Below are 23759 nucleotides of genomic sequence, written 5' to 3'. Positions count from 1 at the left end.
AACCATTTCCGGATTTTTTTGGTCTTTTTTACCGTTAACTCAATTTTTGATTTTTAAGTTTTTTGGTAATAGTCCATCCCCAACGTTTCAAAGTATTACAAATGTTTCTTCGTGCTAATTTCTGACGGGCTTATAATTCGTGATTGGATCATTATTTCTTTCAAATTAGTATGCATACATAACAAATTCTTAACATATAAAAATTGGATAATCCGAATGGCTCATTTCTGATTATTTGAATAAAAGGCTGGCAGTTTTAGCCAGAAGATTTCGCTTCATGTTTTATCAAAATACAATTTTAATAATCTAAACATTAGTCTATGGAAAAAGCCTTTTGACATTTTATGAAATAACCCAATCAAAATTTTACCCTTACATCATGCTATTTAATTAAACCATCGAAGAATTATGAGATCAAATTTTATCAATTTTTATCTGCGGGTTTTCAAACCTCTGCTGATACTTATAGCGCTGAGTCTCCCGTTTAGCCAGATGGCTACGGCGGGAATTTTTGCGGGAAGTCGGAATGGATATCCGGAAAAAAAAGCCGACAGAACGATCACCGGGAAAGTTTCCGGACAGGATGGTGCAAGTATTCCGGGTGTAAATGTTGTGGTGAAGGGCACCCAGAGAGGGACCAGCACAAACTCAGCCGGACAATATTCAATTGACGTGACAGGCGATAATCCAGTTCTGGTTTTCTCTTTTGTTGGTTATCTGTTACAGGAAGTTCAGGTAAATAACCGCAGCGTTGTGGATGTTTCGCTGATTGCCAACACAGAAAACCTGAATGAAGTGACGGTAACGGCTTTGGGTATCAAACGCGAAGATAAATCTTTGGGATATTCCGTAGGAAAAGTGGACGGTAAGGAATTTAACCGTGTTTCGCAGGAAAACGTACTAAACGCCATGGCCGGAAAAGTGGCTGGTGTTGCCATCAGTTCAACCGGTGCTACGGGTTCTTCGGTAAGTATGGTCATCCGCGGTGCAAAATCTTTGAGCAATGATAATCAGCCACTATTTGTAGTAGACGGTGTTCCCATCGCGAATTCACTGAATAATGTCACCGAGATAGGAACGGACAATAAAGTGGATTATGGTAATGCACTTTCAAGCATTAACCCGGATGATATTGAAAACGTTTCCATTCTGAAAGGTCCAAGTGCAGCGGCATTATACGGTTCAAGAGCTGGGAACGGGGTAGTTTTGATCACAACAAAAAGCGGTTCGAAAGTGAAAAAAATGACGGTTACCGTTTCTTCAAATACTGTTTTTGACAAACCGTATAAGTATTTGAAATGGCAGACAGGGCTTGGCTCGGGCCAGTTTTCAGCCATTCCGACCTCCATTACTAACAACCCATATAGTAATCCGTTTAAAAAGCTTGTGGATGAAAGTATCACGGCAACCTATGGCGCAGCACTTGACAAAGGTTATGAAGAAGTGCAATGGAACAGTCCGATCGGCGCAGACGGAAAACCGATTGCGATGCCGCTGGTTTCGCACAAGGATAACGTAAAGAATTTTGTGCAAACTGGTATTACAACTACAAACGGTGTATCTATTTCCAACAGTACGGATATGGTTACCTATCGTTTGTCCTACGCCAATATGACAAACCGTGGTATCATTCCAAATTCAGATTTATTCAGAAACTCGTTAAGTCTGAACACCTCGGTGAAGGTGAACCAGAAAGTGAGAGTGAGCAGCAATCTGGATTTTAGTCGTAATAATTCGAATAGTCGCCCTGCCGGGAACAGAGGAACAAATCCGCTTCAATGGGCCTACGGAGTTTCTCCGCATACGGATATCCGTGATTTGAAAGATTACTGGCTTCCAGGACAAGAAGGTTTGCAGCAGCGCTCTCAATACAAAGGTGTTTTCAATAATCCCTACTTCCTTGCCAACGAGGTGAAAAACAGTTTTGTAAGAGACCGCGTTTTTGGAAATATAAAAGCAGAATGGCAGATTACACCGGAATTAAGCATTTTTGGACGTTATTCTCTTGATACGTATCAGGAAAAAAGACAAACTCAAATTGCCAACAGCTATACCTCTGAGCCAAATGGTGCGTACGGTTTGACCAATATCGCAACGTTTGAAAGTAACACAGATTTTCTTGCTACTTACCATAAAACACTGAAAAGTTTCTCATTCTCTGTATCTGCGGGAGCAAATGATAGAAATCAAAATGGCTCTACTGTGGCCAATTCTTCTACCAATGGTACAGGTCTGATCGTTCCTGGTGTTTTTACCATTCAGAATATTTTACCGGCAAACCTTACCTACAACAGCAGTTCTTATAAAAGATCGGTTTACAGTGCTTATGCACTTGCCAATTTGAGTTACAAGGAAATGGTATATCTTGATGTTACAGCCAGAAATGACTGGACAAGTACTTTGCCGGCCGCCAACAGATCTTATTTTTATCCGTCGGCATCTTTAAGTCTTTTGATCAATGAAATGATTCCGATGACGGACAAGATCAATATGCTGAAAATCAGAGGTGGTGTAGCGCAGGTTGGTAATGATGCAAATCCTTATTCTTTGTTAAGTACGCTGGGAAATGCGGGAACATGGAATGGCGTTCCGAGACTTACTGTTTCGAATAATCTGTTTAACCTGAACCTGAAACCGGAAATTTCTACATCGTATGAAGTAGGAGCAGACCTGAACATGTTCCAGAACCGCCTGCGTTTCGGTGCAACATATTATATGGCCGAAAACAAAAACCAGATTCTGAGCACAAAACTGCCTCCGTCATCCGGTTACACAACAAAAAGTATTAACGCCGGACTTTTGGAAAGTAAAGGTATTGAATTGACATTAGGTGGAACGCCGCTTAATAAAAACGGATGGAGACTTGATGTCAATGCTAACCTTAGCAGAAACCGCACCACGATCAAAAGATTATCGGATGACCTTCCTTACTTTACCTTATGGTCTGACGCAAAAGGTGGTGCCTGGACGTATGTTGGAGAGCAGGTTGGAGATATTTACGATGCGCAGGTTGTAACGGTAACGGACAAAGCCTCGCCTTATTACGGTTATCCGATTCTGGATAAAACCGGTAAATGGCAGTCTGTTGATGCCATTAATACAAAAAATAAGATTGGTAATTTCAATCCTAAATTCACACTTGGCGGCCAGGTTTCACTTGCGTATAAGGGATTCAGTTTAAATATGACGTTTGACTGGCGCAATGGCGGAAGTTTTGTTTCACAAACCTATCGTTATGGTGAAGAAGACGGCCATTCACAACTTTTTTATGACAAGCTGATCAATCCAAACGGTCTTTCTGGTGATGCTTTAAGGGATCATCTCGTAGAAAATCAGGAAAAACAGATCAAAATTAACGGAAACGTATTTCCGCTTGTAGGAGGTCCAACGCCGGATTATGGAAGTTTCCCGGTTAATTATAGCGGTATTCCTCTTCCTCACGGCGGTGTTTTCATTCCTGGTGTTATTGCAACAGGTTACGATGCAGCTGGAAATCCGACAGGTTACAAGGAAAACCTTGGAGGGACCGGAACGCAGTATCTGCCATTAGCGGGTGCCACCACCTGGTCATTCACCCGTCCTTTTACATATGATGCTTCTTTTGTCAAGCTTAGAGAAATATCATTCGGCTATGATTTGCCTGTGAATTTTGCGAAAAAGATCGGTATGCAAAGTACCAATTTTTCGGTTTACAGCAGAAATATTATTCTTTGGACAAAAGCGAAAATTAACATCGATCCTGAAACAGCTTTTCAGGTTGAATCCGGTACGCAAGGTTCAGGAAGCCAGTTTAAGCAGGGAATTGAAAGATATAATGTTACGCCCTGGGTCATTCCTGTTGGATTTAAGCTTGGTTTAACTTTTTAGAAACGGTTCAAATTGATTCATGATGAAAACTACCTATATAAAATCAATCGTACTGATGATGTCAGTATTTCTTGCCTCTTCCTGTAAAGATCTTACGGAAGTGAACAAGAACCCAAACGGCGTGGACCCAACTACGGCTAATCCGAATCTTGTACTTTCTACGGTGCTTACGGAAACCGGAAAGCAGTTTGTAAGCTTAAATTATGACCAGATCATTGGTGGTGTGATGCAGCATACGCAAAAAGACGGATGGAGCGGTGATCACAACGATTACGAGTGGGGACAAACCAATTCATGGAGTGGCTGGTATGCAATCCTTACCAATAACCAGTATGTCTACGACCGTGCTGTTGAACTAAATTTCCCGTTGCAGCAAGGCGTAGCACTGGTGATGAAATCGATGGTTTTTGGCTTGATCACAGATCTTTGGGGAAATGCTCCTTATTCTCATGCTTTGAAAGCATCGGTCGGTGGCTCAGAAAATATATTTCCGGCCTTCGATAGTCAGGAAGATATTTACACAGGAATGCTGGCCGATCTTGACAAAGCAAATACGCTTTTGTCCAAATCCAAAGCGGAGTATAACAGCACGATCGTAACACCGGATGTATATTATGCAGGTGATCCAACCAAATGGAGGAAACTTGCCAATTCTTTGGCGTTGAGATATTACATGCGTATTTCTGATAAAAAGCCGGAAGTTGCCAAAGCCGGAATTGAGAAAATTGTTGGTAACGCAACGCAGTATCCGATCATGAATGTTGCAGCAGACGATGCAACGATGCCATTTGCCGGAAATAGCAGTGCGGACTCCTGGCCTGCCAATACAAGAGATGACGCCAGCGAAAGTAATTACAGAAGAATAAAAATGTGTAATACTTTGGTGAAAGCAATGCTTGGAGTAAACGATCCGCGTTTGGGTGTCTGGGCAAATAAAGTACAGATTCCGTTGGTAGTTGACCCGACACTTCCTAAGGCAACAGATGTAATCAAAAACGGAAAACGTTATTTATCACCTGATAAAGTTGATGGAATTCCTATTGATACCAACCAGAATTATGTTGGTTTGCCTGTTTCACTTTTGTCAGGAGCAAGTTATAACATGAGCCCCACGGCGGCACAAGGCGCTGACAATCCGCACGTTTCCTGGCTTAATACCATGTACAAAGCTCCAAAAGGTGATTTGTTAAAAGCAAGATTAATGTCGGCTGCGGAAGTTCATTTTATTCTTGCCGAGGCTGCACAAAAAGGTTGGGCGGCAGGTGATGCCGAAACACATTACAAAGCGGCCATTCAGGCTTCATTTACAGCCTGGGGACTGGCCAGTTCTTATGCTGCTTATGTGGCTCAGCCATCTGTTGCTTATAACAAAACACAGAAACAGATCATTGAGCAAAAATGGATTGCAAGCTGGACTGCTGCAAGTGAAGCCTGGTTTGATTATAAAAGAACAGGTTATCCTGTACTTAAAACCGGTCCTCAGGGAAAAAGAGCGGTACTTCCGGTCAGGTTTTACTATATGCTTGATGAAAGAAACCTGAACAAAGCAAACGCCGACGATGCGATCAATAAGCTGGAATCAACTACCTATTCGGCGGCTGATGGCAAAAATAGTGCATGGTCTAAGCCGTGGGTAATTCAGGGGGCGGGCAAACCGTGGTAGAAATATATCAAAGGAATGGTACGATGAGGTTTATATCCGAGTATAACCTTTGGTGAATATAAAAGAGGGCAGTGACTAGCTGCCCTCATTATGATTAAAGTTGATGATGAGAAAAGTATTTTTGATTTATCTGAGCCTTGTTTTTCTGATGGTTTCGAGCTGCTTTGCCCAAAGCTTTAAAGCAGCAGGTGCGGTCAGGATCATTACGCCCAATCCGCTTTTACCGGTTTCCGGAGGTATTGGAACGCCTAAAAAATCCATTGAAAAAAATGGAGATTTGTTTGTCCGTGTTTTGGTTTTGGAAAAAGGTACTACTCGAATTGCCATAGTTAATATTGATAATCTGGGTTGGCCGGCTGCCTTGGGAAATAAATCCAGAGCTTTGATCAAAGGTGTTGCTCCTGAAAATGTTTTGATTGGCGCGACGCATACCCACAGCGGACCAGATGCGTATGCTTTTCCAAATGAAAAAGGAGAAACTTTTGCGGATTTGAATTATCTGGACTGGTGTACAAAACAAATCGCGGAAGGTGTCAATGAAGCCGTTAAAAATCTGGAACCGGCTTCATTAAAAATCGCGGTGGGCGAGGCAAAAGGGAAAATTGCCTATAATTATTATGCCGACCAGCTTTATGATCCACGTTGCGGAGTGATTCAGGCGATTTCAAATTCGGGAAAAAATAAAGGAAAAGTCATTGCGACTTTGGTCAATTATGCGATTCATCCGGAAGTAATCGGGTCGGGAAGAGGTATTTTAAGTCCTGATCTTTGCGGGCCTCTTTATGACAGAATAGAATCTCAAACAGGCGGCATTGCTCTTTTTATGAATGGGGCACAAGGTGGAATGGTCACTGCTGATAACCGGACGGAAGATAAAAAAGAAGCTAACAACTGGCAGGAATGCAAACGGATCGGTGAACTGCTTGCCGACGAAGCTTTACGAATTGTAAACACCGCAGAAATTCAACCAAATCCTGCACTTTATTGTACTTCAAGAAAAATCGAATTTCCGGTGGATTCGGATATTATGCGGTACATTCTCAAAAATTCTCCCATCAAAAATGAAATGTCCGGTCCTAATAAAGTTTCAACACAACTGAATCTTTTAAACATAGGAACTGCTCAGATTTTAACGATTCCGGGAGAAGCACTCCCTAACATTGGTTACTATGTGAAACGGAAAATGAATACAAAATCGCCATTTCTGTTCGGGTTGACAAACGATGCTTTTGGTTATATGCTCACCAAAGTTGATTTCAACAGTTTCAAACGTTACGAGTATGTAAGCAGAACAAGCCTGGGAGAAATGACAGGAGAGATTTATATCGAACAGGCATTGAAATTGATTTCAGAAAGTCCTAAACCGGAAGGTTTCGAGGAGAAGTGATATGAAAAATAATACTGATAAAATTTTTAATTCAATAAACAAAACCTTCTGCACAATGAAACAAAATAGATTTGAGCTGGCCTTCAAAATAATTTTAATTCAATTAATTTTTACGTTCAGCATACACGCACAAAAGGCGATCACACCGGAAACGGCCCTTCAAAGTTATCTAAACAACGGAGACAAATCTTTGAAATGGGAAGTGAAAGATTCTTATACGCAAAGTGATGTTACTTTTTACAATCTTCTTGTAACCTCGCAAAAGTGGCGGGAATTTACCTGGACGCATCAAATGACGATCATGGTGCCGAAGGACAATAAATTCGACGGTGCATTATTGTTCATAACCGGCGGATCCAATAAAGATGAACTGCCTAATTGGAGTAACAAAAAAGAAGATGATTTATTGGTAACATTGGGCGGTGTGGCAAAAGCGAATAATGCAATTGTTACATTACTAAAACAAACACCAAATCAGCCTTTCTTTGGCGATTTGACAGAGGATGCGTTGATTTCTTACACGCTGCATAATTTCAAAAAAGATAAAGATTACAGCTGGCCGCTACTTTTCCCGATGGTGAAAAGTGCAGTACGTGCAATGGACGTGGTTCAGGAATTTTCAAAACAAAAACTGAAACATGAAGTGAACCGTTTTGTGGTTTCGGGCGCGTCAAAACGTGGCTGGACAACCTGGCTCACCGGTGCAAATGACAAACGCGTGGTGGCTATTGCACCCATGGTTATTGATATTTTGAACATGCCGGTAAGTCTTGAATATCAGATAAAATCATGGGGTGATTATAGTATCCAGATTGAAGATTATGTGAAACTTGGTATCCCTCAAAACAGTAAAACGCCGGATGGAGCCGCCATCACAACCATGATCGATCCATATTCGTATCGTGCAAAACTGACTATGCCGAAATTGATCATCATGGGTACAAACGATGAATACTGGGTGGTTGATAATATCAAAAATTACCTGAAAGATATTCCTGGAAATAACATGCTTCACTATGTCCCGAATGCCGGCCATAATCTTGGTGGTGGAAAACAAGCCATGGAAGCTTTGAGCGCATTTTTTGGTAACACAATGACCAAAAGCCCATATCCGGTTTGCGAATGGAAAGAAACTGCGGACAAAAAGGGCGTGACTCTTGCTGTAAAGGCTTCGGCTGATCCGTTGGTGGACGTGATTCTTTGGTCGGCAGATTCAAAAGATCAGGATATCCGGGATGATAAGTGGACGAGTAAAAGTCTGGGTATTAAAAATAAATCAATGATTAATGTCAATCAGACATTTCCTTCAAGCGGTTTCCGTGCCTTTTATGTTGATTTGAAATACAAGGATTCCCATGGTGGTACTTACACAGAAAGTACACGGGTTTTCCTTACAAATGATAAGGCGGTGTTATAATTTTTGTCAGTGAAAATAGCGTAACAGCATCGTTGAAAATCGTTGCTGTTACTTTTTGATTAGTAAACTAGACTGAGCTTTTCGTTATGAAATTTACTCCTATTCTTAAATCTACCCTTTTTCTATTTTTTCTTTCTTTCATTTTTTTGTCATGCAAAAATGAAAAAGAAAATGAATCCGCTACTGTAAAAACGGTAATGGATGAAGCCGTTACCAGACTTTACAAAAATCTGAAGCCTGCCCAACTGGACACGATTTCCGAAAAATACATCATGACTTTTTTGACAAAAGATGAACTTCATACGCTGGCGACAAAGTTCTGGACCTTTGAAGTAAATGTTCCTGTGACAGTTTCACTCATGAGAGATTCTGAACAAAAAATAATTCCTTTCTGGATTGAAGAAAGTGGATTTAAGAAAACCGGAATGCTGGTCAAAAATGAAAATTATACGTATGAAGTCTGGCAGAAGAATTTTGATTCGGGTAAAGTCGGGTTGGGAATTAATGGATTTGATAAAAACCGACCTGTCTATTTCCTTAGTGTAGGTCCGCAGAAAAAGGGTGACGATTTAAAAATAACCAATGTGTTGCCATCGGAATATCCGTTGATGACGATGAAAAAAGGTGCGTTTACATACCACGATTGGGACAGTCTGATTTTGACTGAGGTGCCGGAGTCACTGGTTGGTCAACAACTTTTTACAACCGTTCGTGGCAGAGCGCGGGAAGCACATCTGGTGGGTGCGTTCAGAAAAACGCTGTTTCCATCTTCCCCCAATCCCGACCAGATTATGCTAACTTGGAGCGATGATCCCAAAACATCGGTGAATGTTCAGTGGAGAACTGCTATGGAAATAAAAGATGGAATTGTAAAATATTGGCAGGATAAGTCGGTGGATACATTGACAGCAACCGCTTCCGCATTTAAAATGGAAGACAGACTTCTGCAAAACGACCGCTGGGTAAACCGGTTTACTGCAAAACTTACAAGCTTAAAACCCGGAACAGCATATCACTATATCGTAGGATCGAAAGCTGGAAAATGGTCAGATGCGGCAAGTTTTAAAACCGAAACTTCTGCGAATGAGGGCTTTTCATTTATCTGGTTTGGTGATACGCACAAATCGCCGATCTGGGGAGATATGGCTCAGAAAGCTTTAAAAAGACATCCGGAAATTTCCTTTTTTGACATTGCGGGAGATCTTGTCAGCACAGGTTTGAACCGTGATGAATGGGATGAATTATGGCAATATTCCGGTGGCGTATTCCAGAATAAACCGTTGATGCCGGTTCCGGGAAATCATGATAGCCAGGATGGATTGGGGGCTGGTATGTATCAGCAAATGTTCAGTTTGCCGGAAAATGGTCCGAAAGGTTTACCAAAAGAAATGACCTATGCTTTCAATTATCAGGATGCGTTGTTTTTGATGATCGATGCGACGCTTTCTGTACCGGCCCAAACAAAATGGGTTGAAGAGAAACTTAAAACTTCGAAGGCAAAATGGAAGTTTGTATTCTTCCATTTTCCACCCTACAATTTTGTCGAGCCATACGATGAAATCCGTAAAGAATGGGGTACATTATTTGACCAATATCATGTGGATATGGTCATGAACGGGCATATGCATTATTACTTGCGAACAAAACCGATGAACAACGGGAAAGAAATGAAATCTCCGGCCGAAGGTACTATTTATACGATGTCAATCAGTATTCCGGGCAAACAGGAAATATGGCTCCCCGAGGATTATGCAGTAATTCGCTATAAGGACGGACCGCTTTATCAGCATATTTCCATGAAGGGAAATACGTTGATTTATACATGTTTTGATCCGGCAGGGAATGTGAAGGATGAGTTTAAGATTATGAAATAGTTATGTATTCCTGGCTACTTTACACCATATCGTTGATAGTCTGAAAAATAAATTACTATTTTTTTATTGTTCCTGAAATAGGGGTAGAAAAGTTGATATTGACCGTTTTCTGATGTAAATCTTATGTCCTTATTGCCTTCGTCAAAAACTTTGTAAAGATATTCCCGCTCTTCCTTGGTAGTCGCCTGAATGTATGTCATTTTGGATGGAGGCAATGTGTCATTGACCATTTGGAAATTTCTAAAGCCAAGTAAGACTCTAGAATTATCTATGGAATCTGAAACAATGACCGTAATAATTGGAAAATTTTTGTCGGTTTTAGATAACAGGTCCAATATGTGCTCAATTTCCAGAATCCATTTTTTATCAAATGAATAGTTAACCAATCTGTCCGCTTTTTTCGAATTGTCGCTAATGATCGACTGCGCAGATTGTATCAAAAGCTTTTCCTTATTTTCAGAAGTTAAATAATCTCCCAAAAACAGTAATCCCAAAATGATTGGAAAGCTAAATATTATAATCCACCGGATTTTTTGTGATGTTGTGCTTGCAGGATTGACATCGTCAAGATTGTGTTTTTCGGCAATTCTTGTAAGGTTGAACATTACGTTGGTGATTAACGCTCCAAACATTAAAGCCAAAATCCCAACAATACTGGTGAAGAATGTTTCAGTTATTTTCTCCCGATAGAGTTTTAATCCAAAAACCTGATAAGAAATAAAAATAAAGACCCAGTAAATCAGAAGTATAATCGCAATGGTTCCGATGATATTACTAAGTCTTACCAGCTTTTTAGGATTCATAATGTGTTGATTTACTATTAAATAAAAGGTGGGGGTATACAAGTGCTAATAAATAAACGGAATAATTCCCTTCGTATTTTTCTTGTAATCAACATACTCATCTCCAAACTGTCCGATCAATATTTTTTCTTCAATTTTGATACGAAAAATAAAAACCGCCATTACAGCTATCACAATTAAAATTAATCCTGGCCAGCTATTAATGGAAAGTCCAAAGCCGATAAAAGAAAGGAGCGAAGCGAAGTAAGACGGATGGCGGAGATATTTATAAACTCCGTCTTTTTTTAATTTATGATCTTCCCGAATCGTCACATCTACTGTAAAAAATTTGCCAAGCGATAAAACCGCCGCGATTCTCAAAACAATTCCCAAGACAATAATTCCTAATCCGATGTATCGAATGATGATATTAGGATAAATAGGGAAATAGTAATTGATTGAAATATACATAGCCAAAATGATAGTGGCTACAACAGTAATCCAAATAATGAGCAGCGAGTTTTTATCTGCATTTTGTTTGTCTGTACTTTTTGAACGCAGCAACCGGTTCAACAATGTTTCAGATAAAAACCAGATAACATAAATAACAGTAAAAACCGGATTCATATAAGCGGGTCGGTAAGTAAAGGTAACTTGCTTTTGATACCTAATTTATGGTAAAGAATTGAGATTAAGAATTAAATAGGATAGTGAAAATTGAAGATTATTCAATAATTACCAATTCCTCAATTCTTTCAAAATGTTTTTTATTCAAAGTTGCAAAAGGCAGATTATTGGAAATAGCAGTGGCGGCTATAAACAAGTCAGCAATATCGATTTGCTTTCTTTTTAGTTTCAAAAATTGATTTATTTCCACGGCAGCTTTTACCGCAGATTGGTCAAATGGTAAAACCTGAATCTTTTCTAATAAATTATTCCAATAATCCAGCTGATTTGAGGTAGCCCCGGAAAAAATTTCATATTCCGTAATTGCTGAAATTTGAAAAGAATAACCCTGCCTTACTAATGCAACAAGCTTGGAATTACTTTTATCCGTTTTCCGAAAAAGGTCGATTAGAATGGAGGTGTCAACAAGAACTATTTTTTTCGCCATTGATTAATAGCTTTTCTTGTTTTTTTAATTTCATTAAGCTGATTTTTTTCAAATGTTGGTGCAGAAAGTAATAGGGCTTCCAGATCAGTAGAATCGTTAAAATCAATTGCTACTTTTTCTACTTCTTCCTTCAATTTTGTCCATTGATTTTCAGGAAGCCTTTTGGCTATTTTTACCAGTTGATCGAAGCCTATATCTACCTGTATTTGCATAGAGTAAAGTTAAACAGTTTTTATTAAGCAACAAATGTTAAAAAAAGAGCGCTTTAATTTTAAACGGATAATTTGTCTGTACCCTTATCATTTTCCCAACTCCTCACCAGACAAGCTCCATCCTGATTATTGTGCTCTGATTTTTATCCAGCTCTCAGAAGTCATTTCAAAGCGAATCTGGTTTGTTCCGTATTTCCCGGTTTCTGCCCAGCCACTTTGACGGTAAAATCCATCAGCCCTAGTTTCGGGTGTTGTACTTAGCCAAACCGTATCTGTTTTTTTTGAAAAGTACCAGTCAAGCATCGTATCGTGCATCTTTTTGCCAATGCCTTGTTTTTCAAATTCGGGTTTCAAAAAAAGCGCCCAAATGTTATTATCCTGTAAATCAGCAATAGCAAATCCGACAATTTCGCTAGCCACTTCACAAACCCAGCCTTTTCCCCTCACTGTTAAATAATCTGCACAATCCTGATCTGTAACAAGGCTTGGATCAGACAGAATATTTTCTGTCACAGCATGTCTGACAATCTGGATTTGGGGAATGTCTTCAATTACAGCTTCTCGAAAAATCATAAGAATACTGATTTACAAAAAGTTAACCGATTTGCATATGTGCAGAACCTCTTCTTCATTTTTGCTTACTCCATATAAATTAAACCGATCGTCTCCTTCAAGTCTGATATAGATCCCTATCAGCCCCTTACCGGGTTGGTTTGGCTTTATAATCAGTGCTTCTTTTCCATTTATTCTGGCACTGGTTTTTGTATATAAATTGGGTTGAAGATCTGAGAAATCATAGGAATACCAGCCAAAATCGAAATACAAGGTATCGATAGTATTGGTAACCCCACCCACCTGAGAATCAATTCCCTGAAGCCTGAAACCGTACCAATTTGCAGGTGCTTTTAACGTGAAGCCGTTGAAGCTAATCGTTTCACCTGAGGTTTCTGTTTCGTCGGGCAGGTCTGTGATTTCTTCTTGAGTACAACCCGACAGTAAACTGAATAAAAAAAGAAAGAATAAATTTTTCATAACGTTGGAGGATAATTTTTAGTCACATTGAGATGACAGTAAAATTATACAAAACGTTGGACTGTTTGGACTGGAATGAAACGTTCTTTTTATAAAAATTTATAGAATGATGAATCTGGTGCAGAATGTTTCATTCAAACCGGTTGTGTGCGCCTTTCAATTCTCCGTGAGAGCTGATTGCAACCACTACGATCAGTGCAATGAAAGCTAAGGCAAAAATTAAATTAATAATCCAGCGGCTATAATTTAAACCCCGGTTAGTAAATCCTGGTTGAAATTTCCCTATAAAAAATCCTATAATTAGCAGATTAACAATGTAAAGATATTGCTCGATCCTATACAAGCTTAGGAAAGCGCAGGTGATCAGGATGCTGTAAAGAGTATATAATCCAAGATATCCAAGAAAAAACCGGTTGGTATCCTGTTCATTAATCGTGATCGTATTTTCTTTGTTTTTGAAATAAAAAAGATAAAGCCAGTAGCCGGAAGTTATTAAGATCAATAGCAACGCTACCCACTGAACAGATTTTGTAATTCCTGCAGCATCTGCTATGGGGTCAAAACTTTGGATTGTTTCAACCAGCCGCTTCGTTTCAAAAGATTGGTCCCAAACGAAGAAGGGAATGATGAGTATTAATATTAAAAGAGGAGCAAGAAGTTTATTCCGGTTCGTTTTTATTTCAGTAACAGGCCATTCGGATGTAAAAGTCCCGTAAGCCATTCCCAAACCTCCGAAAAATCCAATGGAATATTCCATCACATTCCAGAAGTTGAATTTAATCTCTGAAACGTGTCCCATGACTTGTAAAAAATTACCAAAAGCAAATCCGAATCCAGCGCCAAATCCAGCAAAAATGGCTACCCGGATCGCGGAATGTTGTTTTTGACGAATCATATACCAAAACATGGCGATAGTCATTCCGAGACAAGTTGCCCAGTATTCACCGCGAGGAGGCGTCATGAGCCATCCAAATTCTTCTATCAGCAGATAGTAAAAAATGATACCGCCAATAGTCATTTCAACGATCAGATTATACCATTTTACAGGTTTTTCGGTACTGTCGCTAAGGGCAATACCAAAAAGCCCGCCTCCCAGTAAACCAAATAATCCACCAATGATAAAAAGCATAACCAGGCCGTAATAGGCATTGCCAAATTCTGTACTTCGTCCATAACCCACTACTATGCCGTAACTTATTATTCCTGTGATGCCCCAGCCCGTAGCGGACGCCAGAGCAAGTTGAAAAATCCTGGCGTACCAATCGTTTCTTTTGGCAAGTAAAACAATACTTAGTGCGCCAAAACTTCCCGCCCACGCCGCTCCCTGTTCATGTCCAAATTGGCCACGAATGGCCCAGGCGGTAGCCAACGACATGGCAGCAATAACGATTCCCGGGAAGAGTTTTTGATTATTCATGAGCGAAATAAAGAGTTTAGGGTTATAGAAATAGTACTGTATGATATTGAAAACAGGCTATAATGTTTTTGAAGATTTGGAGCAAATAGTCTTAATTGCATTTTTCAAAGTATGTGATAGAGAGATATCAATTTAGAAATTATACCAAATCAGGAATGAACCAGCTATTAGCCATTGACGGAGGAGAAAAATCATTAAAGCGTAATTTTCCCTGGCCAATTTTTGATGAACAGGAAGTTAATGCCGTATCGGAAGTTATTTCCAGCGGCAAGTGGGGAAATCCTGATTGCGGTGACGAGGTTGAAAAATTTGAGAAAGAATTTGCAGCTTTTTGTGGAAGTAAATATGCTGTGAGTTGTGTAAATGGCTCCGTTTCGCTTCGGTTGGCTTTAATTGCTTGTGGCGTAAAACCAGGTGACGAGGTGATCGTACCACCCTATACGTTTATTGCAACGGCCTCCACAGTGATTGAGTGCAATTGTGTTCCTGTTTTTGTTGATATCCATCCGGATACTTATAATCTTGATCACACTAAAATTGAGGCTGCAATAACTTCACGTACCAAAGCAATTATTCCAGTTCATTTTGGCGGATTATCCTGTGATATGGAAGCGATACTGGATATTGCCAAACGGCATAATTTACGTGTGATCGAAGATGCTGCTCACGCACATGGCGCTGAATATAAAGGAAAAAAGCTGGGATCGATAGGGGATGCAGGCAGTTTTAGTTTTCAATCCTCCAAAAACCTGACGGCTGGGGAAGGTGGAATTGTGGTGACGGATGATGATGATTTATATGCCATGATGAATTCCCTGCGCAATGTAGGGCGCATCGAAGGTGGGCAATGGTATGACCATTATAATCCGGGTTGCAATTATCGGATCACACAAATGCAGGCGGTTTTACTTTCCCAACAATTAAAAAGATTACAAAGTCAAACAGAAAAAAGAAATCAAAACGGGCTGTATCTGACTGAATTATTTAAAAATATAGATGGGATTTTACCCCTGGTGAGAAGTGAAGATATCACGATGCATTGCTATCACATTTATATTTTTAAATACGATGCATCTAAATTTGGCGATATTCCGAAAGATAAATTCGTAGAAATGCTGGCTGCGGAAGGCGTTCCGTGTTTCAAAGGTTATCCACATCCGTTATATAAACAGCCTCTTTTCCAAAACAGGAATTTTATGTGTTACGCAATTCCCGAAACGGCAAATTACACCGATGTTTTTTGCCCGGTTGCCGAGGCGGCATGCAGTACTGACGCGGTATGGATTTTACAAAATGGGATGTTGGGTGAAAGTGAAGATATGGATGGGTTTGTGCATGCGGTTTTGAAGATTCAGGGGAGTTGTGGCTAAATAATTTGTTACAAATCAAGTATCCCAAATTGGAGATCATAGGGAGTACTCAAATTTATAAATTGGAATTTAGGATCCGATTCATTTCTAAGAAGATTGAAAATTTTAGAACTTTCTGTATCTGATGACAGATAATACAGTACACTTTTTTCTATATCAGCCTGGGCAAAAAGTTTTGTATCATTTGGAATAATTTTTCGTTGTTTTAAATCAAGGCTGCTTTTATTTTCAAAAATCAGCTTTGCGAATTCACTCGTTCTTAACGCATGATCCAAATTGAAAGGGACAATTTGTAAGTTTCTTAACGGAAGATCTGTAATTTTTCCACGGACACAGTATTCGGCAATCGCAATGGTACTTATCATTAATGGAAAACCATTTTCCGTAAAGTACCTGAAATAACCTTTGGCATTCCCATGGTGAGGGTCATTTTTATCCAAAAGGCGAATAAAAAAACTTGTATCACAAAAAACACTTTCTCTAATCTTCATAGCTACCTCTGATTTCTCTAAGCCAGGAATCTTTGTCTGAAACTTGTGACCAATTACCTGACGCTTTATCAATAAGGTTATTTAAATATTGCTCATCGTATTTTGGATGATAATCTACCATTTCAACAAATTTGAGGCTGGATGTATCAATTTCCCCTGTTTCTGAATGCTGTTTTCCTGTCGCTCTTACACCAAAGCTTTTATACAGCAGATTATCGTCATAATTTTCTAAAAAACTGATAGGAGTTTGGATTCTGATCGTGCCCAAATCTTCTGTTGAAACATGGATATTTGCTTTTTCCTTTCCACCAGCGTTGGTCACTTTTCCATAGAAATAAAATTCAGCATCGGCCCAAACAGCCTCAGTCCGGTAATATTTTGTAGTACGGTCAATTTTTACAAAATTTGATTTCTCAACCGATGTTTTTATTGTGAATGTGTAATCCCGTTTAGCAGCTATATTTTGTATGTTTTCAAAAGCCGTTGCCGTTGACAGATCCAGAAAATCAATATTCTTGATTTGATTAATCTGACCGATTACCGCATTAAAACCGATAATATACTGAATAGATGTTCTCAGAATATGTTTTACAGAGCCTTCTTCAATCTTATAACTGATTGTTGGCCTGTCTTTTTTTTCTCCCGGATATAGCAAACCTTCGGCATTTTCGAGAATTGAAATGATTTCCCTAATGTCGTAATTGTCAGGAGAGAGGTCAAGATTTCCCTTTGATCCTGTAATTCGTATTTCTAAATATCCGATTTTGTCCACTAGTAAAGATAACAATTTGGCGTCATGTTTTAACTATTGATGAATATTGTGCAAATCACCGCCCAACCTCAACCCTCACCCCGTCACTATGCCCTGAAAATTCCGGCGCATACATACATTCAATATTTGTAATTCCATTGGCGAAATTCCCGTCATGGGTCACGAAAAGCTTGTATTCAAAAACGTAAGTACCTTTTATTAAATGATCAAAAAAGAAATCGGTACTGGCATCTCGTGTGCTTTCGTAGAAACCTAACCCACCTTGCCAATGATATCCGCTCAGCACATTTACGGGTTCAAAAGCAGCCGCACGCAGATCTTTCATATGAATATATTCCATGTCACGGTCAGCGCGAAGTTCAATGCGGACATTTATTTTATCTCCAACATGAAGTTTGTCGCCTTCTTTTACAAGCGTAAGTATAGGACCTTTATCTGAATTACTTTCTACGAAAAGCTTTTTGGATAATTTTAACGAGGTTTCTGAGGAAGTTATTTTATCAATATTTTCAAAATATTGCCAGTAAACGGAACCCCAGCCGGGAAGATCGGATGATGAATTTGTACTTACATCAACCTTAATATTTCCCATTTCAGGTTTAACTTTTGTTCCTTCAATAATGGTTTTAAAGTAGCCCGTTCCCGCTTCCTGTTTCTGATCGGACGATTTTAGATTCAATTCCCCCAGTTTCAAAGTAACCTCAGACTGCTCGTTCAAAATATCCGATCCTTGTAAAAGCAGAGCGTAGCAGGCTTCGGCAGTTGCTTTGGTACTTTCCCAATTATTGGTTTGTTTGTTTTTCAATAACCAGGTTTTTAGGTCGTTTACAGTTTTGGTATCCCCGGCTATTTCCTGAAAAGCTTCAATCAATAACGCTTGTCTTTCAATAGGAGCTTCGTACCACCACCAGCCAGGCTGATTATTTTTCCAGTACATCCCCATTTCCTCATTATTAATAGCTGTTTCTTTTAAAGATTTCAATATAGCTTTTGGAATTCCCTTTTCATTCGTTCTGAATAGCGCCAAAGCCGTAAGTCCCTGTTCGTATCTGGATTGCGAAAGCCAGGAAAGTTTTGCCCGTTCACGGAAATAACTCCATGCTTTTTGAGCTGTTTTTGGTATTTCAATTTCAGGAAAAAAGCTACGCATATACAAATACAGAATAGCATTTGGACTCGCAGAAACTTTGTTCAAGTCAGTTTTCTCTTTAACTAAATAATCGTAATCTTCCTTTATCTTTTGATCAAGAAACTGAATACTTTTGCGTGTAAGTGCTTCTGTTTTTTCATTCCAATTTTTATTTTGTGGACTTATTTTTCTCAAATGACCTATCCCGGATAAAATATATTGCGTCATGTACCGATCATCCGGTCCGCCTTTAAACCAGCTGAATGCACCATTCGGATTTTGCATTTGTTCAAGTTTTGCAAAACTGGATTGCAACTCGTCGCTAATCTTGTTCAGGTCAAATAACAAAGCAATATTTTTCTTCTGCTGACTTTCCGTTTTTGCCGCAAGTACCCAGGGCGTTTCCTCCAATAAGATGGATTTCAATTCCTGATTTTTTTGCAAATTGCTAAGCAGCACTGTTGTATCTGCTGTACGCCAGGTATCAAAAACTTTGGAAATACGTGGCGACAAACTGACGATATTCGCTGCCAGCGCATTGGCATAATACCGGTTCCAAATTTGTTCCGCACAATCAAAACGACTTTCGGCCAGATAGGGTAAAGCCTGTACCGCATACCAGGCTGGATTTGTGGTAAATTCTGCGGTAAGTGATTGGTTGGTGAGCGTTCTGGAATTCCCCGAATTGATCAGTTTTTCAAATTTATAATCCTTACTTCCATTTCCTCTAATCGATATAGGAAGCGTTTCCGTAACCAAAATTCTGTTGCTAAGTACCGGCAAAAAGTTTTCTTCCCCATCCGAGTAAGCACCGGATTTTGCAAGAATTCGCCAGGTCACGGTTTTCGCGAAATTTTCAGGGACTTCAATCGGGAATTGTATCGCTTTACTTTCTTTGCCTTTCAAAATAAAGGATTGTGTAAATGAAGTATTCCTAAAAATATCATCCACTTGTTTATTCGTTTCTATATCAAACAGCTGAAAAGTAACTGTTCCGGTAAGCTCTCTTTCTGTAAGATTTACAACTTTTGAACTGAACGAGATTTTATCTCCCTCCCGCAAAAAGCGTGGCGCATTTGGTTGAACCATCAGATCTTTCAGGGTAATAATTTCCTTCGAACTGTATCCTAATGCAAGTTCTTTAGTATGTGCCAGCGCCTGGAATTTCCAACGGGTAAGTGCTTCCGGCATCGTGAATGAAAATTCGATTTCTCCTTTTTCATTGGTTAGTAAATCCGGAAAGAAGAAGGCTGTTTCGTTGAAGTTTTTGCGGACAGAATTAATTTCTTGCTTGCTTACGGGTTTAAGTGATGTTGCGGGGCTTGCTTGCATCGGCGCATTTTGATCTTGTAACATTCTTGTCACTGAGAAATTCAATGACTTTCCTCCGACCATCGTTTTGCCTGCAATAACTGCCTCTTTCAATTCCACTACTGAACCATTACTGCGAGTATTTTCTCTACCATAAAAATTTCCCCAAATAAAGGCATCATATCTTTTGTCAGATGCTTTGGACGGGGAAGAATAATCATACCTGACATTCGCATTTTTAAAGGAAAAATTTTGATAACTGTTCCAGGTTTGTAAGCCAGTAAAGATTTTCCAAATAGCAGGTTTGTTCCATTTGTGAGGATAAAATTGATCAAGTGAAGCGTCGTACATACTAGCCAGCATTTCAGCAGCTACTTTTTCCTTTTTCAAACCGGTAAGTTTAACCTTCCATTTTTCCTGATTGCCTGGTAAGGTATTGTCCCGGAAAGAAACGTATTCAATTTTCAATTCTTTGTTGGTCCAGGGCACCTGAATAACGTCACTAAAACTATAAATTCGATTTTGTTTTATAAATAGAAAATCAACCCCAAAACCGCCGCGATCATTTTCCGTGGCGGAAAAATCGAAGATTCGTTTTTCATTATTTAATGGAAAAAATGTGAATGGTTTTACATTCTTTTCCTTTCGGTTTGAACTGCTGATTACAAAAATGTTTTCTGCCGAAGAGCCGATTTCAACAGTAGTTTTTTCATCTGGCTCAATAGATTCGCTGGCTTTCGTCCACAAGTATTCAGGTCGGTTTGTTTTATTCTTGTCATGATCTGTTAATTCTGTATATTTCAAATCCTTCACTTCTTGACCGGATTTATCAGTTGTGCTGATTTCAATTTTATAAAAACCAGGCAAGATTGGAGTGGGAGAAAGTTCGAAATCTTTGTCTTTGGTTAGTTTTGCCGTTTTTTCAAAAACCACACTTTCTTCCGGCCAGTTTTCCTGCTCAGTTTCATTGTCATATTCATCATTCGGGAAAAATGAAATGAATTCTGTTTTGGGTATAACAAATAAATCCGGCCGCTTCCACAACCGTTCTTTGATTAAACGTGTTTCGGGTTTCAGCCGGGTTATTTTTACTTTTACATTCGATGTGCTAAATTCTCCATTCATATTTTCAGTTTGAATAGACAAGCTTTTCAAACTGTCTGCCTGAATTTTTTCCGGAATGTCAGTTTTTAAAATGATCGACTTATAACCGACCGAAACAGTTTTTTCGCCGCTTCTTGTTTCACCGTTACTATCCGTAATATCCGCGTAAACTGTATAGTCAAAAACAGGCTCAGATTTTTTGTTGATTTTTAAATCCGGAATCGCCTGAAAAGAAAGCGCAAACTTTCCTGATTGATCTGTTTTTGTATCCCCATGCGTAATTTCCATGGGTTGAGTGGGTTCAAACCAGCGTTTGGATAACCATGGATAAATAAATCGGGCATTTCTGACGACGCGGTATGAAACTGTGGCTCCATCAATGACATTTCCGGCATAAGCAATCGCTGTTCCAGTTATCCGAATTGAATCATTTAATTGATATGTAGATTTGAGCGTATCGTATGCCACAGAGAATTTCGGTCTTTTATACTCTTCTACATGAAAAGATAAATTCATGCGGTCGTCCACGTAAATGAAAAATTCGCCATTTAACGAATTCTGAGGTAACTGGAATTTTCCTGAAAAACTTCCATAATCATTAACATGCGCAATTATTTTTTCAACTTCTTCTCCATTGGTATTTTTCAAAACAACCGAAATTCCGGAATCTTCATCCAAAGGACTCATGATTGAATCACCTTTTGCAACAATTCCTTTGTAATAAACTACTTGTCCGGGTCGGTAAATACTGCGGTCTGTAAAAAGGTAAGTTTGTCTTTTAATCGGATCATTGAAATTCTGTCTGCGATAATAAGTATACGCCTGAGATTGTTGGAAAAGTTTATCTTTTCCGTAAGTTATTTCAAGTAATTCTGTAACATGATTATCGGGTTCGATATTCTTTTTTCTGGTAAAATAGCCATAAAAGTCTGTTAAGAATAACGTACTATTCAGCTTTAAATAACCTTCAATGGATCGATCATAGCGAGCCGCCCAAATTCTGACTTTGGCTTGGGAAAGTGGCTGTCCGGTCTCACGATTCAGTACAAAAAAGTGGTCACCCTTTTGAACATAACTTATATTAGAAACATAAAATAAGCGGGTACCGATGATGGTTTTTATATTTTCAAAATCAGAATTATCAGCTGCTACGAGAAAATATTCGCCAACGGGCAAAGCATCAACTTTTATTTCAACGCTATGCTGTTGATAATCTTTTGTATCGATTAAATTCTGCTCCCATGACCGTACCGGCGAAGTGCTGCTTAATAAATGCAGATTTTCTGGTGTAAGCCCTTTTTGAATTTTAATTCTTAAATCTTCGGTAGCTGGAATAAGCCTGAGATAAAGCCTGGATATATTTTTATATTCCACCTGTACAAGAAAAGGTTTTGCAGGAATATTTACCGTTTCCGTGATGTATTGCAGACTTTTTTGTTTGATGGATTGTAATAAATTATAAGCATTTATACCTCCTTCAGTTTCGGGATTTTGTTTGATAATTTTCTCACAGATCTCTGCTGCTTTTGCTTTATCAAATCGGTGAGTTGTATCTCTGTTTGCTATGAAGTCGTAACTTCTGTCGTTATACCAAACAGCAGTCAAATACCAGGCCTGTGCAGCAGCGGGAGTATTTTGGTATTGATCTGCAAGATGATTAACCGACATGAAATACAATTCGTCACTATCCGGGTGCACGGATTTTTGCTTCACATATTGCAATCGCTGTAAATCTACATCGATCAGCGCGTCAGCGGTTTTGTCGTCAATATGAAAGGCTAGTAACTTCTGATACAATTTCAATGCATAAAATTCCAGCGAAGTAGTATCTTTTGTTTCAAATTTCCGGTGTATGAAATCCGCTGCGGGATCATAAGCAGCAGCACTGTTTATTTCGAAAGAATAAGTCGGCGTTTTAATATTTCTTTCATCCGAAGAAAAATACACCAAAGCTTCCTGTGCTAATAAATCGAATAGAGTCGGCCGTAATTTGCGGACATTTCCCTTTGTGATAATGGCGTTGAATCCTTCCAGGGAAGTTTGTTTTAGTAATTTTTCCTGACGAATGGAATGCAGATATAAGGTTGAAATCTTTTCGTGAAAATCCTCAGTTGTCCAGGTGCCGATATCTTCTTTTTTGAATTCTTTGGTAGCCGTCCGGTCATAAAGTTGCCAACGGATTTGCTGATAATATTGATAATATTTTTTTGCCAGAAAACTCGTCAGAATTGATTTTGCCGGTTCTTTATTGACATTGATTTCCTTTTCAAGTTCCTGAATTGAAATAACGTCTGCGTCTTCAAGATTCTCACTTTGCAGATCAATCATATAAACCACGGCCTTGATAACCTGCGCGTCCTGTTTTTCTTTTTTTGCGAGCAGATATATCTTTTTTAATTCGGCCAAAGCGGATTTTGACAAACCCTTATCAGCATAATCCTTCACATTTTTCCATTGAGCAGCATACATTTTATTGAGGTTTTGACTGCTGACGCTTCCACTTAAAAAACATAAAAGAATGATAAAACTGAATACGAGAGGGAAGGCCGATATTTTCATAATTTGTGTGATGAATTTGATAATTTCTTCTTCAACGATTTTTGTTACAATTCGGGTAGGTTATGAAATGTAGCAAAAAGTAAAATCAGTTTTAACAGTAATTATTTGGACGAAATCATTTTTAATAAATAACGGTCACATATATTAATTTGTTAGGGAAGTAAAAAAGGAAGTCATTGTCCCTTTGTACAATATGAAGTATCTTTATTTTATTGATTTAAAGAAATATAATTTTAATATATACAAATTGAACGGAAT

At 38.9% G+C, this 23759-nt stretch carries 16 protein-coding genes; 6 read left to right on the top strand and 10 right to left on the bottom strand.

What is annotated here, in order from left to right; translation table 11 throughout:
* The first annotated feature begins 492 nt into the window (after nucleotides 1-492).
* From FZF08_RS24200 to FZF08_RS24180, 5 genes are all read left to right on the top strand, one after another.
* Complete coding sequence (locus tag FZF08_RS24200; protein ID WP_159474817.1) at nucleotides 493-3867, top strand: SusC/RagA family TonB-linked outer membrane protein; 3375 nt, start codon at nucleotides 493-495, stop codon at nucleotides 3865-3867.
* Nucleotides 3868-3889: 22 nt separating this feature from the next.
* Nucleotides 3890-5530, top strand: a complete 1641-nt coding sequence (locus FZF08_RS24195) for a SusD/RagB family nutrient-binding outer membrane lipoprotein (protein WP_159474814.1) — start codon at nucleotides 3890-3892, stop codon at nucleotides 5528-5530.
* A gap of 106 nt (nucleotides 5531-5636) precedes the next feature.
* On the top strand, nucleotides 5637-6917 hold the full coding sequence (locus FZF08_RS24190; RefSeq protein WP_159474811.1) for a hypothetical protein: 1281 nt from the start codon (nucleotides 5637-5639) through the stop codon (nucleotides 6915-6917).
* Between the two features lie 55 nt (nucleotides 6918-6972).
* Nucleotides 6973-8334 carry a PhoPQ-activated pathogenicity-related family protein gene (locus FZF08_RS24185; protein ID WP_159474717.1) on the top strand — a complete coding sequence of 454 codons (1362 nt, stop codon included), beginning with the start codon at nucleotides 6973-6975 and terminating at the stop codon, nucleotides 8332-8334.
* A gap of 86 nt (nucleotides 8335-8420) precedes the next feature.
* A complete protein-coding gene (locus tag FZF08_RS24180) occupies nucleotides 8421-10208 on the top strand; it encodes a metallophosphoesterase family protein (RefSeq protein WP_159474714.1) in 1788 nt (595 codons plus the stop codon).
* 14 nt (nucleotides 10209-10222) lie between these two features.
* Here FZF08_RS24180 and FZF08_RS24175 read toward each other — a convergent pair whose 3' ends face one another.
* The 7 genes from FZF08_RS24175 to FZF08_RS24145 form a co-directional block, all read right to left on the bottom strand.
* Complete coding sequence (locus tag FZF08_RS24175) at nucleotides 10223-11011, bottom strand: peptidase (protein ID WP_159474711.1); 789 nt, start codon at nucleotides 11009-11011, stop codon at nucleotides 10223-10225.
* Nucleotides 11012-11056: 45 nt separating this feature from the next.
* Complete coding sequence (locus FZF08_RS24170) at nucleotides 11057-11617, bottom strand: isoprenylcysteine carboxylmethyltransferase family protein (protein ID WP_159474708.1); 561 nt, start codon at nucleotides 11615-11617, stop codon at nucleotides 11057-11059.
* Nucleotides 11618-11714: 97 nt separating this feature from the next.
* Nucleotides 11715-12104 carry a type II toxin-antitoxin system VapC family toxin gene (locus FZF08_RS24165; protein WP_159474705.1) on the bottom strand — a complete coding sequence of 130 codons (390 nt, stop codon included), beginning with the start codon at nucleotides 12102-12104 and terminating at the stop codon, nucleotides 11715-11717.
* On the bottom strand, nucleotides 12089-12316 hold the full coding sequence (locus FZF08_RS24160; RefSeq protein WP_159474702.1) for a hypothetical protein: 228 nt from the start codon (nucleotides 12314-12316) through the stop codon (nucleotides 12089-12091). Before FZF08_RS24160 ends, FZF08_RS24165 begins: the two co-directional genes overlap by 16 nt.
* A 126-nt stretch (nucleotides 12317-12442) precedes the next feature.
* Nucleotides 12443-12889, bottom strand: coding sequence for a GNAT family N-acetyltransferase (locus FZF08_RS24155; protein ID WP_159474699.1), 447 nt, complete (start codon nucleotides 12887-12889; stop codon nucleotides 12443-12445).
* Between the two features lie 12 nt (nucleotides 12890-12901).
* Nucleotides 12902-13348 (bottom strand): hypothetical protein, encoded by a 447-nt coding sequence (locus tag FZF08_RS24150; RefSeq protein WP_159474696.1) that lies wholly within the window; start codon nucleotides 13346-13348, stop codon nucleotides 12902-12904.
* Nucleotides 13349-13478: 130 nt separating this feature from the next.
* Nucleotides 13479-14765 carry a hypothetical protein gene (locus FZF08_RS24145; protein ID WP_159474693.1) on the bottom strand — a complete coding sequence of 429 codons (1287 nt, stop codon included), beginning with the start codon at nucleotides 14763-14765 and terminating at the stop codon, nucleotides 13479-13481.
* A 155-nt stretch (nucleotides 14766-14920) separates the two neighbouring features.
* On the opposite strand from FZF08_RS24145, the gene FZF08_RS24140 reads away from it, so the two are divergent.
* Nucleotides 14921-16135 carry a DegT/DnrJ/EryC1/StrS aminotransferase family protein gene (locus FZF08_RS24140; protein WP_159474690.1) on the top strand — a complete coding sequence of 405 codons (1215 nt, stop codon included), beginning with the start codon at nucleotides 14921-14923 and terminating at the stop codon, nucleotides 16133-16135.
* A gap of 8 nt (nucleotides 16136-16143) precedes the next feature.
* Here FZF08_RS24140 and FZF08_RS24135 read toward each other — a convergent pair whose 3' ends face one another.
* Genes FZF08_RS24135 through FZF08_RS24125 form a run of 3 tightly spaced genes read right to left on the bottom strand, consistent with a single transcriptional unit; the run spans nucleotide 16144 to nucleotide 23501 of the window.
* Complete coding sequence (locus FZF08_RS24135; protein ID WP_229216671.1) at nucleotides 16144-16626, bottom strand: PIN domain-containing protein; 483 nt, start codon at nucleotides 16624-16626, stop codon at nucleotides 16144-16146.
* Entirely contained in the window at nucleotides 16616-17413 is a 798-nt protein-coding gene (locus FZF08_RS24130; RefSeq protein WP_229216670.1) for a hypothetical protein, read from the bottom strand. Before FZF08_RS24130 ends, FZF08_RS24135 begins: the two co-directional genes overlap by 11 nt.
* A 40-nt stretch (nucleotides 17414-17453) precedes the next feature.
* Nucleotides 17454-23501 (bottom strand): alpha-2-macroglobulin, encoded by a 6048-nt coding sequence (locus tag FZF08_RS24125; protein WP_159474687.1) that lies wholly within the window; start codon nucleotides 23499-23501, stop codon nucleotides 17454-17456.
* Between the last annotated feature and the right edge of the window lie 258 nt (nucleotides 23502-23759).

Source organism: Dyadobacter sp. 3J3 (assembly GCF_009801115.1).
GTDB lineage: Bacteria > Bacteroidota > Bacteroidia > Cytophagales > Spirosomataceae > Dyadobacter.
Note: the sequence above shows the minus strand (reverse complement) of the source record. Positions and strands in the feature narration are given on the sequence as shown.